The 13,630-nt window shown below is 69.9% G+C and carries 10 protein-coding genes; 9 read left to right on the plus strand and 1 reads right to left on the minus strand.

The annotated features are described in order from the left end of the window. The first annotated feature begins 13 nt into the window (after positions 1 to 13). The 9 genes from ABZ783_RS26705 (at position 14) to nusB (ending at position 13,057) form a co-directional block, all read left to right on the plus strand. The gene (locus ABZ783_RS26705; protein ID WP_357442631.1) at positions 14 to 907 is read left to right on the plus strand and encodes a sulfotransferase domain-containing protein; all 894 of its coding nucleotides are present in this window, start codon (positions 14 to 16) and stop codon (positions 905 to 907) included. 341 nt (positions 908 to 1,248) lie between these two features. Then, a complete protein-coding gene (locus ABZ783_RS26710; protein ID WP_357442633.1) occupies positions 1,249 to 7,218 on the plus strand; it encodes an RHS repeat-associated core domain-containing protein in 5,970 nt (1,989 codons plus the stop codon). Between the two features lie 134 nt (positions 7,219 to 7,352). Further along, a complete protein-coding gene (locus tag ABZ783_RS26715) occupies positions 7,353 to 8,258 on the plus strand; it encodes a hypothetical protein (RefSeq protein WP_357442635.1) in 906 nt (301 codons plus the stop codon). 122 nt (positions 8,259 to 8,380) lie between these two features. After that, a complete protein-coding gene (aroC, locus tag ABZ783_RS26720) occupies positions 8,381 to 9,559 on the plus strand; it encodes a chorismate synthase (RefSeq protein ID WP_357442637.1) in 1,179 nt (392 codons plus the stop codon). Beyond that, positions 9,559 to 10,080: a shikimate kinase gene (locus tag ABZ783_RS26725; RefSeq protein ID WP_073835332.1), complete on the plus strand. Its 522-nt coding sequence runs from the start codon at positions 9,559 to 9,561 to the stop codon at positions 10,078 to 10,080. Before aroC ends, ABZ783_RS26725 begins: the two co-directional genes overlap by 1 nt. Then, entirely contained in the window at positions 10,077 to 11,156 is a 1,080-nt protein-coding gene (gene aroB, locus ABZ783_RS26730) for a 3-dehydroquinate synthase (RefSeq protein WP_357442639.1), read from the plus strand. The genes ABZ783_RS26725 and aroB overlap by 4 nt, the downstream gene beginning before the upstream one ends. Next, complete coding sequence (aroQ, locus tag ABZ783_RS26735; protein WP_357442641.1) at positions 11,153 to 11,593, plus strand: type II 3-dehydroquinate dehydratase; 441 nt, start codon at positions 11,153 to 11,155, stop codon at positions 11,591 to 11,593. The genes aroB and aroQ overlap by 4 nt, the downstream gene beginning before the upstream one ends. 472 nt (positions 11,594 to 12,065) lie before the next feature. Further along, complete coding sequence (gene efp, locus ABZ783_RS26740) at positions 12,066 to 12,623, plus strand: elongation factor P (RefSeq protein ID WP_357442643.1); 558 nt, start codon at positions 12,066 to 12,068, stop codon at positions 12,621 to 12,623. 23 nt (positions 12,624 to 12,646) lie between these two features. After that, positions 12,647 to 13,057 (plus strand): transcription antitermination factor NusB, encoded by a 411-nt coding sequence (gene nusB / locus ABZ783_RS26745; protein ID WP_357442783.1) that lies wholly within the window; start codon positions 12,647 to 12,649, stop codon positions 13,055 to 13,057. A gap of 71 nt (positions 13,058 to 13,128) precedes the next feature. Here nusB and ABZ783_RS26750 read toward each other — a convergent pair whose 3' ends face one another. After that, positions 13,129 to 13,617, minus strand: coding sequence for a helix-turn-helix domain-containing protein (locus ABZ783_RS26750; RefSeq protein WP_013285505.1), 489 nt, complete (start codon positions 13,615 to 13,617; stop codon positions 13,129 to 13,131). Positions 13,618 to 13,630 lie beyond the last annotated feature (13 nt).

The following is a 13,630-nucleotide window of genomic DNA, read 5'->3' on the forward strand; positions in this document are numbered from 1 at the left end:
CGAGGAGGACAGGATGACGACGCTGCGGGACCGGGTGAAGACGCTGGTGCCCGCCCCGGTGCTGAGCGGGGTGCGCAGCTCGCTGGTGCGCTACGGGGAACGGACCAGCGACCGGAGGCCGCTGCCGGACTTCCTGGTCATCGGCACCAAGCGCGGCGGGACGACGTCGCTCTGGCGGTACCTGCTGGAGCACCCCCTGGTGCCGCGCCTCTTCCCGGCCTGGAACACCAAGACCTCGCACTACTTCGAGGACACCTACTCCCGGGGCGAGGCCTGGTACCGCTCGCACTTCCCGACCGAGCGGCAGCGACGGGCCCTGGAACGCCGGCACGGCGGGCCGACCCGGGTGGGGGAGGCCGCGCCGCTGTACATGTTCCACCCCCTCGCTCCGGCCCGGGTGGCCGAGCTGATCCCGGCGGTGAAGCTCATCGTGCTCCTGCGTGACCCGGTGGAGCGGGCGTACTCGCACTGGAAGGAGCGGCGCACCGAGGGCGTGGAGCCGCTCGGCTTCGCCGCGGCCCTCGCGGCCGAGGAGGAGCGCACGGCGGGGGAGCGGGAGAAGCTGATCGCCGACCCGACGTACGTCAGCAACGCCTACGACTGGTACAGCTATCGGGCCCGGGGCCGGTACCTGGAGCACCTGGAGCCGTGGCTGGACCGGTTCGACCGGGAGCAGTTGCTCATCCTGCCCAGCGAGACGTTCTACCGGGAGCCGGCCGCCGCGTACGCGCGGGTGCTGGACTTCCTCGGGCTGCCGCCGTACCAGCTCGACCGGTACGAGGTGTTCAACGACCGGCGCAGCAGCGCCATGGACGCCGCGGTGCGCGACGAACTGACCCGGTACTACGCGCCGTACAACGCGGCCCTCGCCGACCGGCTTGGCATGGCCTTCCACTGGGGACCTTGAGTGGAAAGGGCAAGTCGATCATCTCCCGTCCTCCGGTCCTTTGTGGAGCGTCTCCAGTGGTCGGTCCGGCTGTGACGGTGGGTAGCCGCTCCGCCGAAGGTGGTGTTACAGGCTGCGGATTCTCTTCCGGGCGGAGGCCCATTTCGGCAACCCAGAGTTATCGTTGACCTTCGATCTCGTCGCATCGTAGCCTGTGCCTCGTTTTGGTCCAACGACACGGGGGAGGGCCATTAATGGCTCCTGCACGGGTACGAACAGCCGGCTCGATCATCGGCTGTGCGAGGCTGACGACCGCCCGGTGGGGCAGACTGCTCACCGCTGGGATGGCGGCGGTATTGGCGGTGACCGTCGCCAACGAGATTCCGGCGCAGAAGGCGCAGGCGGCACCGCAGACGGTACCGGATCAGGTGCTGGAGCGGCCGGACGAGATCGCCGCCCTGATCACCGCCCGGATGACCGGCAAGCGGGTCCGGATCACGGGCATGACCAGTGATTCGACCGAGTACATCGCCCATCCCGACGGGCAGGTCGAGGCGACTGTCCACGCCGGTCCGGTGCGAGTGCGGCGGGACAACCGCTGGGTGCCTATCGACCTCACCCTTCGGCCGGAAGCCGACGGCTCGGTGCGCGCTGCCGCGCACCCACTCGACCTGTGGATCTCGGGAGCCCGGTCGGCCGCCGGGGAGTTGGCGGCGGTCGGCAAGGGTGACGGGCGGCTCGCCCTCGGCTGGCCGGGCGCCCTGCCGGCGCCGGCCCTCGAGGAGAACCGGGCCACCTACCGGAACGTCGTGCCGGGCATCGACCTGGTCGTCGAGGCCACCCGGACCGGCTTCTCCGAATACCTGACGGTCAAGGACCGATCGGCCGTCGACCGGATCCCGTCGCTGGCGCTGCCGGTCACCGGCAAGGGGCTTTCCTCCTTCACCCAGGACCCCACCGGTGGGCTCATTCTCACGAACGCCAAGGGCAGGCCGATCGCGGGCATCCCGGCACCGGAGATGTGGGACGCGCAGCGGGCGCCGGGCTCCGAGGAGCCGACCCGTCGGGCGGTCATCCCCACCCGGGCCGAGCGGCCCGCCAAGAACGCCAAGGCTGCCGGCGGCGGCCTGACCATGCGGCTCACCCCGGACCTGAAGTGGCTGAAGGATCCCGCCACCCAGTACCCGGTGACCATCGATCCGCAGATCAACCCGCTATACACGTCCTTCGACACGTACGTGAAGGAGGGTGACGCGGTCGACCGCAGCGGGATGAATGACCTGCAGCTGGGCCTGCTGGCCGGCTCGCCGAGCGTCAAGGCACGCGCCTTCGTGCACTGGCCTACCTCCGCGCTGGCCGGTAAGCAGGTCACGTCGGCGACGGTCTATTTCTGGAACTTCTGGTCGAACACCTGCACCGCGAACTCCTGGGAGATCTGGACCACTGGCCAGGCTTCCTCGGCGACCCGGTGGGGCACGCAGCCGGCCTGGATCCAGAAGGAGGCGACCTCGACTCAGACCAAGGGCTACTCGTCGGCTTGCGACGACGGCTGGGTGAGCATCAGTGGCACCAGCTTCTTCCAGCGGGCCGCCACGGCCGGGCAGTCCACCGCGTATATGGGTGTGCGGGGCACGGACGAGACGACCGGCAACAGTTTCAAGCAGTTCCGTTCCCGCAACGCGGTCGACAGCTCTCAGGTGCCGTACGCGGTGGTGAGCTACAACTCGTACCCGACCGTCGGCACGCGTTCGACGGTGCCTGAGTCGGCTTGCGCGACCGGCAGCGGCCGTCCGCAGATCAACAGCTTGACCCCACAGCTGCGGGCTGTGATCTCCGACGGTGAGGCGTCGCCGGTCAAGGCGGAGTTCGAGTGGTGGAGCTTGACCGGCTCCACCAAGCTCGGCAGCACGGTCACCGGCACCGCGGCTTCCGGTTCCACGTTGAGCGCCACGATCCCGTCCGGCGTGTTGGCCAACGGCTCCTCCTACAAGTGGCGGGTGCGCGGCAACGACGGCGCGGTCGACGGCACCTGGTCGTCGTTCTGCGAGTTCTCCGTGGACACCACGCACGCCAGCCCGCCGTGGACCAGCTCCACCACCTACCCGAAGAACGAGTGGGGCGGCGACGCCGGAGTCCCCGGTGTGTTCACTTTCGACCCCAACGGCGCCAGTGATGTGGCCGCCTACGTGTACGCGATGGACGTCAACCCGCCGGACAAGGTGGTCAACGCCCCCAGCCTCGGGGCGCAGGCGTCGGTGACGCTGACCCCGCCCACCGCCGGCTTCCACACCATCTACGTCCGCAGCCGGGACTCGGCGGGCAACCTGTCCAACGTGCGCGGGTACCCGTTCAAGGTGGGTTCGGCGGCGGTGACGTCGCCGGAGGTCGGTGACGTCACCGCCGCCAAGGTCGAGATCACCTCGGTGATCTCGTCGACCATCACCGGCGTGCGCTACCAATGGCGCCGGGCCGGTGCCGACACCTGGACCGTCCTGCCGAAGGCAGATGTGGCCTACGCGGACGGTAGTGGCACGGTGGCCGGATGGCCGCTCAAGGCATCGAACGGCGCCATCCCAAAGGTCATCTGGAACGTGGAGGCCACCCTCGCCGCCGCAGATGCCCAGGGCATTCCGCGGGATGGCCCGCTGGAGTTCCGGGGTCAGTTCGACAATGTGGGCGAGCCGCCCATCCGGATCACGTTCGACCGCAACCGCGCCAGCGCCGAGAGCGCGGACATCGGTCCCGGCTCGGTCAACCTCATCACCGGCAATCTGCAGCTGAACCAGTCCGATGTGGCAGTGTCGGGGTTGTCCCTGTCCCGGGCCTTCAACAGCCGGCAGCCCGACGCCGTGGATCCGCTGTTCGGATCGGGCTGGGTATCGGGTTTCGCCGCGACGGAGTCGACGGGGTCCTACAACGAGCTCACGACTTACGGCAGCCTCGTACAGGTGAAGTTGCCTGACGGGTCGGTGCTCGGCTTTACGAAGGCCGACAGCACCGGGGTGGACTATCAGTCGCAGGTTGGCGCGGAGTCGCAGAAGTTGACATACCAGGCGACCAGCGACACCTTCGTCTTGACCGACAGTGATGGCCAGGCGACCAGCTTCACCCGTACGTCGACCGACCCTGCCGGCGTCTACACCCCGACCTCGGTGAGCTCGCCTGGGTCCGAGAACACGTCGACCTACTCCTGGCAGAAGGTGACGCTCGGGTCGTCCGACGTCATGCGGCCGACCAGAATGCTGGCGCCGGTGGCGGCGGGGGTGTCCTGCACGACGTTGGTGCGCGGTTGCCGGGCCTTGACCTTCTCCTACGCTACCTCGACGACCGCGACCGGCGTCGCCGACGGGACCTGGGGCAGCTACACAGGGCGACTCGACGAGGTGTCGTACACCGCCTGGGACCCGGACCTCGTCACGCCTGCCATGCGGAGCGTCGTCGTGGCCCGCTACTCCTACGACAACACCGGGCGGCTGAGAGCTGTGTGGGATCCTCGCCTGGACTACACCGACGACAACGGTGTGCGTTCGGTCCGGACGGTGTACTCCTACGACACCGCTGGAGTCATCGTGTCGATGACCCCTCCTGGCCTGCAGCCGTGGCAATTCTCGTACACGACGTTGCCCACCGACCCAGGCAAGGGGCGGCTGTCCGCAGTGACCCGTACGGCCCTGACGGCGGGGACCGCCGTACAGACCGTCGTCTACCGGGTTCCCACCTCCGGCAGCGGCGCTCCATATGACCTCTCCGCTACGCAGACCAGGCGCTGGGGGCAGGACGAGCCGCCGACGGATGCCACGGCGGTCTTTCCGGTGACGCAGGTGCCGACCGGCGATCAGGCGGCCGGTATCCTGCCCGCGTCCTACGAGCGGGCCACGGTCACCTACCTGGATGCCAATGCTCGTGCGGTCAACACCGCAGTACCCGGCGGCGCACTCGCCGCCACCTGGTACGACGCGTTCGGCAACGTCGTTCGTGAGCTGACGCCGGGAAACCGAAAGCGGGCACTCGACCAGTCCGGGAGCGATGACGCGGCAGCCGAAGCGTCACTCGCGGCCGGGCTGGCCACGACCAAGGTGTACGCCACGGATGGCCATGAGTTGCTGGAGAGCTTCGGGCCTGAGCATGAGGCCGTGCTGACTAGCGGCGTAGTCATCCGGGGCCGGACGCACACCCGCTGGATCTACGACGAGGGGGCCCCGGCAACCGGCGGGCCGTTCAACCTGCCGACCACGGAGCGGGTCTCGATCAGCTACGTGAACGCAGGCACCACCGCTGACGCCGACACCCGTACCACCACTACCCAGTACGACTGGACGCTGCGGGAGCCGACGAAGATCACGGTCGACCCGGGTGGACTCGATCTCACGACCCGGACCGGCTACGACGCCGCCGGGCGGGTGACGAGCAACACCACGGCGGCTGGCGGCAGTGTCGAGACCACCCCGGCCACCCGGTTGACGATCTACTACACCTCGGCGGCCAACGGCACCTACCCAGGGTGTGGTGGGCGACCCGAGTGGGCAGGCCTGGTCTGCCGGGTTCAGGTCGGTGGCCAGCCCGAGTCCGGCCAGGAGATTCCCGCCACGGAAACCACGTACGACATGTACGGCCAGGTCCGGTTGACGATCGAGAAGACCTCGTCGGGCCAGGTCAGGAGCCGGGAGGCGACTTACGACTCAGCCGGTCGCCGGTACGAGGAGACGGTCTCGGCGTCCGGCCTCGGTGAGCCCGTGGAGAAGCGTCGCAGCGTGTACGACGTTGCCACCGGCCATCTTCTGCGCACTCAGTCGATCAACGGCTCGGGAGCGGTGACGGCAGAGGTCGCCCGTGGTTTCGATTCGCTGGGTCGCGCCACCTCCTACACTGACGCAGACGGCAACACCACGGTGAATACGTACGACATCGCCAGCAGGCCGGCGACGGTCGACGACGGCAAGGCCACCCGGACCTATACATACGACGTCGGTAGCGAGCGCCGAGGGCTGCCGGGGACGGTTGTGGACAGCCAGGCCGGCACCTTCAACGCCGCGTACGACGCCGACGGCAAGGTCGTCAGCCAGAGCTGGCCGAACGGGGTCGTGGTCGACTACGTGATCAATGAGACCGGAGATCCCAGCAGCATCACCTACACGCTGCCCGGGTGTGGTCAGACCACCTGCACCCTCTACACCGAGAGCGTGCAGCGCGGCGCTCACGGTGACTGGCTCAAGCGGGCCGGGACCCTTTCCGCGCAGGCCAACACGTACGACGGGGCCGGCCGACTGGTCAAGGTCAGCGACACGGCCGGTGGTCGGTGCGTCGTTCGTGCGTACGACCTTGACGAGGGAACCAACCGGACCGGCCTTGTAGAGTACGGCCCGGACGCGAGCGGTGCCTGTCAAACCGCGACTGCGACCACGACGCGCTCGTGGACGTACGACAGCGCTGCCCGGACTGATGGCGCTGGCTACACGTACGACGCTCTCGGGCGGGTCCTCAGCCAGCCGGCCGGGGACTCTGCGGTAGCCGGAGGCGCCGCACAGCTCACGTACCACGTCAACGACATGGTGAGAACGATCACCCAGGGCACCCGTACGGCAAGCTACGACCTGGACGTCATGGCGACCAGGCTCCGGTCATGGACCGACACCGCCTCCGGTGAGACGAAGAAGCATCACTACAGCGGAGACGGCGACAATCCGGCCTGGACCGACGAGGGTGGCACAAACGTGTCCCGTCCGGTCATCAGCCTGACCGGTGTGGCCGGTACCGTCAGCAGCGCCAGTGGCACCACGTGGACCCTGCTGAACCTGCATGGTGACGTGGTCGCCGGGATGTCGGGCAGCGGGTCCGGGCTGTCCTTCACGAGCGAACAGACCGAGTACGGGCTGCCTCGCAACAGTGCTGACGCAGGTGCGCGGAGATACGGGTGGTTGGGCTCCGAGCTCCGCGCCAGCGATACGCCGGCAGGTCTGATCCTGATGGGTGTACGGCTCTACAACCCCGCGACGGGTCGCTTCCTCCAGGTCGATCCCGTCTATCAGGGCAGCGCCAACATTTACGAGTACTGCTCTGCCGATCCGCTGACCTGCTACGACGCCAGCGGTGAGGGGTCCACCGACTGCACCTGGTTCTGCGGCGCGGTCTACAACCTCGGTCCGGCGAAGGTGCGGATCGCACGTGACCGCTGTGGGGCGTACAAGCTCTGCTCGAGGACTCCGCTGCAGTGGCTCTACCCGTGGAACTCCTCTCGTCGCTACTGGAAGGACACCGACGCAGTCCGGCTGTACGGATGGTGGCGCCCCATCTACGGCTGGGAACGGCTCACGGTGAGCGTGTGGTGGTCCTGACCGGCAGTTGACCGCTCCGGCGATGCCGGCGGAGAGGGCCGCAGCGAGCACGCTGCGGCCCTCTCCGGGCAGGGCAATGTGTCGTTCATGGCTACATCTGTCGTGGCCATGCGGGAACCAGACAAGGAGAACCAATGCCACAGACGATGAAGGCTCCGAGCCTTCTTCTAGGAGCTATTCAATACCGCTTCCGTGTCTGGGGGGCTCTCGGCGTCACCCTCGCCGTGAGTGCGGCCGTGACCGCCGCGGTGGCGTTGGGAGCTTTCGGCAACTTTCTTGGCTGGCGCAGCGCCCCACCCTTGCCCCGAGACGTCGAAGTGCGTCAACTGGTCGGCCGGGCACTACCGCCAGGAGCGCCGGTAGAGCCGCAACGGTGGGACTTCACCTTCGATCAGAATCCGGAGTATCTCGATCCGCGCTGGTTCTATTTGTTGGGAGGGACGGACGAATATCGGGCAGGAAAGGTCTTCTTCCAGTTCACGTATTCGGACGACCAGCCTCGGCGGGACATGGTTGAGGCGGCTGGCCGTCGTATGCAGGAGGCCGGCTGGAAACTGCGGAGCAGCGACCTGAGCGGATGCTGCCCGGAGGTAGCGGCCATCAAGGAAGGCTGGTTGGTCGAGATCTTTTCCGAGGGGGACCTGGACGAGTCTCATTACGGGCTGCAGGTCGCCCTCACTCGTACGACGCCCGCCGACGCTCTTTCGCTGACCGGTGTCGGACTCGTTGTCGGTGGACCGGCCGGCTGGCTGCTGGCCGCCTACGTATTTCAGCGGGCGCACCGGTTGCACCCCGGCCGGCGGAAGGTTGTCGCATTGCTGTGCGGCGGTGGCCTCCTGGCGGTGCTCCCCGCGACGCTGCTCAGCGGGGCAGCGATCCTCACGGCCTACCTCGACCCGACAGGTCCGACCCCCGGTTGGCTCGGTTATACCTTCTTCGGGCTGCGGCCGCTGGCGTATCTCGGCGGGATCGCCGTCGTTCTCGGACTTCTCCTGGCGGCCGTACCTAGAGCGGTGCGCCGACGTCCGCTGGCCGGCTAACTGGAAACCACGAGCTGCGCGGGGTCCGACCAGGTTCAGCCCCGGGTGCTCAGCCCGTCCGCAGGGCGGGACGCGGTGGGCGGAGCATCGGGGCGGACACCGGGCGTGACAGACTGACCGCTGTGTTGCGCTGGCTGACTGCAGGTGAATCGCACGGACCCGCCCTCGTCGCGATGCTGGACGGGGTGCCCGCCGGCGTCGAGCTGACCACCGCGGAGATCTCCGGTGAGCTGGCCCGCCGCCGGCTCGGCTATGGCCGGGGCGCGCGGATGTCGTTCGAGCAGGACGAGGTCGAGATCATCGGCGGCCTGCGGCACGGCGTGACGCTGGGTAGCCCGGTGGCGATCCGGGTCGGCAACTCGGAGTGGCCGAAATGGCGCACCGTGATGGCCGCCGACCCGGTCGACCCGGTGGAGCTGGCCGGGCAGGCCCGCAACGCCCCGCTCACCCGTCCCCGCCCGGGCCACGCCGACCTGGCCGGGATGCAGAAGTACGGCCACGTCGACGCCCGGCCGATCCTGGAGCGGGCCAGCGCCCGGGAGACCGCCGCCCGGGTCGCCGTGGGCACGGTCGCCAAGGCTCTGGTGAAGCAGGCGCTCGGCGTGGAGATCGTCTCCCACGTGGTGGAGCTCGGCCCGGTCGCTGTGAAGCCCGGCCTGCGTCCGACCCCGGAGGATGCCGCGCGGATCGACGCCGACCCGCTGCGCTGCCTCGATCCGGAGGCCAGCGCCCGGATGGTCGCCGAGGTCGACGCCGCGAAGAAGGACGCCGACACCCTGGGCGGCGTGGTCGAGGTGCTCGCGTACGGGGTGCCGCCGGGCCTGGGCAGCCACGTGCAGTGGGACCGGAAGCTCGACGCCCGGCTGGCCACCGCGCTGATGTCCATCCAGGCCATCAAGGGCGTGGAGATCGGCGACGGCTGGCAGCAGGCCCGCTCGCGCGGCTCGGAGGCGCACGACGAGATCCTGCCCACGGCCGCCGGGGTACGCCGGGTGACCGACCGGGCCGGCGGCCTGGAGGGCGGCATCACCACCGGTGAACCGCTGCGGGTGAAGGCCGCGATGAAGCCGATCTCCTCGCTGAACCGGGCCCTGTCCACGGTCGACGTCGCCACCGGGGAGCCGGCCACCGCGATCAACCAGCGCTCCGACGTCTGCGCGGTGCCGGCCGCGGCGGTGGTGGCCGAGGCGATGGTGGCCCTGGTGCTCGCCGAGGCCGCGGTGGAGAAGTTCGGCGGCGACTCGGTCGCCGAGATGCGCCGCAACCTGGCCGGCTACCTCGACGCCCTGGTGATCCGGTGATCCGGCCGGTCTGCGTGCTGGTCGGGGCGCCCGGGTCCGGCAAGACCACGGTGGGGCTGGCGCTCGCCGCCGCGCTCGGCGTGGCGTTCCGGGACACCGACACCGACATCGAGCAGCTCGCCGGAAAGCCGATCCCGGAGATCTTCGTCGACGAGGGGGAGGACCACTTCCGTACCCTCGAACGGGCGGCGGTGGCGGCGGCGCTGGCCTCGCACCCCGGGGTGCTCGCCCTCGGCGGGGGCGCGGTCCTCGCCGAGGAGAACCGCGCCGCGCTGATCGGGCACACCGTCGTGCACCTGTCGGTGGAGCTGCCCGACGCGGTGAAGCGGGTCGGCCTGGGCGCCGGCCGGCCACTGCTGGCGCTCAACCCCCGGGCCACACTGAAACACCTGATGGAGCAGCGTCGGCCGCTTTACGCGGAGGTGGCGACTGCCACCGTGGTCACCGACGGGCGTACCCCGGAGGAGCTCGCCGTCGAACTCGCCGCCCTGCTCACGGCCGACGGGCGGGCGGCGCGATGACCGACGAGGTGACGCGGATCCCGGTCGGCGGCGAGCGGCCGTACGAGGTGCTCGTGGGTCGTGACCTGCTCACCCCGCCGCCGCGGCTGCTGCCCGGCGCGGAACGGGTGGCCTTCCTGCACGCGCCGGCGTTGAAGGGCCTGGCCGAGGGGATCGCCGAACAGGTGCGGGCGGCCGGTGTCGCGCCGCTGCTGATCGAGGTGCCGGACGCCGAGGCGGGCAAGCACATCGACGTGGCCGCCGCCTGCTGGGACCGGCTCGGCGAGGCCGGCTTCACCCGTACCGACGCCGTGGTGGGGGTGGGCGGCGGCGCCGTCACCGACCTGGCCGGTTTCGTGGCGGCCTGCTGGCTGCGCGGGGTGCGCTGGGTGCCCGTGGCGACCTCGCTGCTGGGCATGGTCGACGCCGCGGTGGGCGGCAAGACCGGGATCAACACCGCGGTCGGCAAGAATCTGGTCGGCGCCTTCCATCCGCCCGCCGGGGTGATCTGCGATCTGGCGACCCTGGACACCCTGCCCCCGGTCGACGTGGCCGCCGGGATGGCCGAGGTGGTCAAGTGTGGTTTCATCGCCGACCCGGTGATCCTCGACCTGGTCGAGCGGGACCCGGCAGCCGCCGTCGACCCGGCCGGATCGGTGGCCCGTGAGCTGATCGAACGGGCGATTCGGGTCAAGGCCGACGTGGTCTCCGGGGACCTGCGCGAGTCCGGGGTACGCGAGGTGCTCAACTACGGGCACACCCTGGCCCACGCGATCGAGAAGGTCGAGGGCTACCGCTGGCGGCACGGTCACGCCGTTGCGGTGGGCCTGGTCTACGCGGCCACCCTGGCCCGGCTCGCCGGCCGGCTGGACCCGGCCACCGCCGAGCGGCACCGCGCGGTGCTGGGCCTGCTCGGTCTGCCCACCACCTACCGGGCCGACGCCTGGCAGCGCCTGCTGGCCACCATGCGGGTGGACAAGAAGGCCCGCGGGAACACGCTGCGCTTCGTGGTGCTGGACGGGCCGGCCCGCCCGGCGATCCTGGAGGGCCCGGACGACGAGCTGCTGCACGACGCCTACCGGGAGATCAGCTCATGAGGGTGTACGTGCTCAACGGGCCTAACCTGGGGCGGCTCGGCACCCGCCAGGTCGACGTGTACGGCGTCACCAGCTACGCCGACCTGGTGACCCTGTGCGTGGACACCGGCCGGGAGCTGGGGCTGGACGTGGTCGTCCGGCAGACCGACGCCGAGCACGAGCTGCTGGGTTGGCTGCACGCGGCGGCCGACGAGGGGGCAGCGGTGGTGCTCAACCCGGCCGCCTGGTCGCACTACTCCATCGCGGTCCGGGATGCCTGCGCCATGCTCCGCGGCCCCCTGGTCGAGGTGCACATCTCCAACATCCACGCCCGCGAGGAGTTCCGGCACCACTCGGTGGTCTCCGCGGTGGCGACCGGGGTGATCTGCGGCCTGGGCGTGGACGGCTACCGGCTCGCCCTGCGCCACCTGGCCGCCCGGCTGGCCGGCGACGCCTGACCCGTCCCGGCGGCTCGCCCCCTGCCGCCCGCGCCGGCGCACCCTCCGCGCGGTCCGCCCGCCCCGAGCACGATCGGCCCGCGCCCGTGCCGCCGGCTGTGGCTCTCCGTGTTCGTCATCTTCGTCACGTTCCGTTGCCGGGTCTGCCGCCCCGGCGTGGGGTGGTCACTGCCCTTTGCTCTGCAGCCATCCACGCATCACCCGGTTGAGCTGCAACGACCGGCTCCGCCCCCGCCCGGATCGTCGCCCGGCTTCGTCACGGAGCGTGCGTGTTGCGCCGATGGCTGCAGAGCAAAGGCGGGTGCGGTCGGTGCCTCCGGTGGCCATGACTGTCGCTCTGGGTGATGTCCGGCACGTTCGGCCGCTCGCCCGGCGGGCACCCGGCCGGCCCCGCGCGCAGCGCGGCGGACCCGGTTCGACACAGCTTGTAGACTTCTTGGGTCTGTCCGCCAATTGATGATCAAGGCAGGAAATGGCCACCACCAACGACCTCAAGAACGGCCTGGTACTCAACCTCGACGGCGAGCTGTGGGCCGTCGTCGAGTTCCAGCACGTCAAGCCCGGTAAGGGCGGTGCGTTCGTGCGTACCACGCTGAAGAACGTGCTGTCCGGCAAGGTGGTCGACAAGACCTTCAACGCGGGCACCAAGGTCGACACCGCGACCGTCGACAAGCGCAACATGCAGTACCTGTACGCCGACGGCGAGGACTACGTCTTCATGGACCTGGAGACGTTCGACCAGATCAGCGTCCCCGGCGGCACCGTCGGCGAGGCCGCCAACTACCTCCTCCCCGAGGCCGAGGCGACCGTCGCCACCCACGAGGGTGTGCCGCTGTACATCGAGCTGCCGACCTCGGTCGTGCTCGAGGTCACCTACACCGAGCCGGGTCTGCAGGGCGACCGGTCGACCGGCGGCAACAAGCCGGCCACCGTCGAGACCGGCGCGACCGTCCAGGTGCCGCTCTTCATCACCACCGGCGAGAAGATCAAGGTCGACACCCGCGACGGCCGTTACCTCGGCCGCGCCTGATGGCCGAGGCTCCCAAGCAGCAGATGCCGGCGCGCCGCAAGGCGCGCAAGCGGGCGCTGGACGTGCTCTTCGAGGCCGACCTGCGGGACCGCCCGCCGGTCGAGGTGCTGGCCGGGTACCTCGAGCGGATCGAGAAGCCGCGCCCCGAGCACCTGGGCTACGCGGTGGGCCTGGTCGAGGGCGTCGCGGCGCACCTCGACCGGATCGACGAGCTGATCGCCAGCTACGCCGAGGGCTGGACGCTCGACCGGATGCCGGTGGTCGACCGTAACCTGGCCCGGATCGCGGTCTACGAGCTGCTCTACGTCGACGAGATCGACGACGCGGTGGCGATCAGCGAGGCCGTCGAGCTGGCCCGGCAGATGTCGACCGACGACTCGCCGCGCTTCCTCAACGGCATCCTCGGCCGGATCGCCGAGTACGCCACCCGCTGACCGGCGGCGTCACCACGAACGACGAAGGGCCCGTGCCGTCCGGCACGGGCCCTCGTCGTGGCGACAGCGGGTCAGGACGCGAAGAACGCGCGCGGGTCGGCGACCAGCACGCCGTGCTCGGTGAGCCGCTCGATCAGACCCGACGGCGAGGCGTCGTAGACGATCGCGAGGGCCCGCAGGTCGTCGGCGCGGATGGAGAGCACCCGGCCGTTGTAGTCGCCGCGCTGCTGCTGGATGGCGCGGGCGTACCGGGCGACGTACGCGAGGTCCTCGGAGGCCTCGTCGTAGAGCCGCTCCAGGTCCAGGACGATCTTGCTGGTGGGTTCGTGGCGCACCCCGCTGCCGTCGGGCAGCAGCTCCGAGACGGGAACGCGGTAGAAGTCGGCCAGCTCCGCCAGGCGGGACACGGTGACGGCCCGGTCGCCACGCTCGTACGAGCCGACCACCACAGCCTTCCACCGCCCGTTCGACTTCTCCTCCACCCCCTGCAGGGACAGGCCCTGCTGCTGGCGGATGGAGCGCAGGCGGGCGCCCAGCGACTTGGCGTATTCAGAGGGCATTCGGACACTCCCA

Origin of the sequence: Micromonospora sp. NPDC047738 (genome assembly GCF_040642675.1) — a bacterium.
In the GTDB taxonomy this organism is placed as follows: domain Bacteria; phylum Actinomycetota; class Actinomycetes; order Mycobacteriales; family Micromonosporaceae; genus Micromonospora.

Excerpts from the sequence above, each read along its gene's own strand:
- nusB (WP_357442783.1), top strand. The coding sequence starts at position 12,647 with ATGCCGGCGCGCCGCAAGGCGCGCAAGCGGGCGCTGGACGTGCTCTTC.
- ABZ783_RS26750 (WP_013285505.1), bottom strand. The coding sequence starts at position 13,617 with ATGCCCTCTGAATACGCCAAGTCGCTGGGCGCCCGCCTGCGCTCCATC.
- ABZ783_RS26705 (WP_357442631.1), top strand. The coding sequence starts at position 14 with ATGACGACGCTGCGGGACCGGGTGAAGACGCTGGTGCCCGCCCCGGTG.
- efp (WP_357442643.1), top strand. The coding sequence starts at position 12,066 with ATGGCCACCACCAACGACCTCAAGAACGGCCTGGTACTCAACCTCGAC.
- aroB (WP_357442639.1), top strand. The coding sequence starts at position 10,077 with ATGACCGACGAGGTGACGCGGATCCCGGTCGGCGGCGAGCGGCCGTAC.
- aroQ (WP_357442641.1), top strand. The coding sequence starts at position 11,153 with ATGAGGGTGTACGTGCTCAACGGGCCTAACCTGGGGCGGCTCGGCACC.
- ABZ783_RS26715 (WP_357442635.1), top strand. The coding sequence starts at position 7,353 with ATGCCACAGACGATGAAGGCTCCGAGCCTTCTTCTAGGAGCTATTCAA.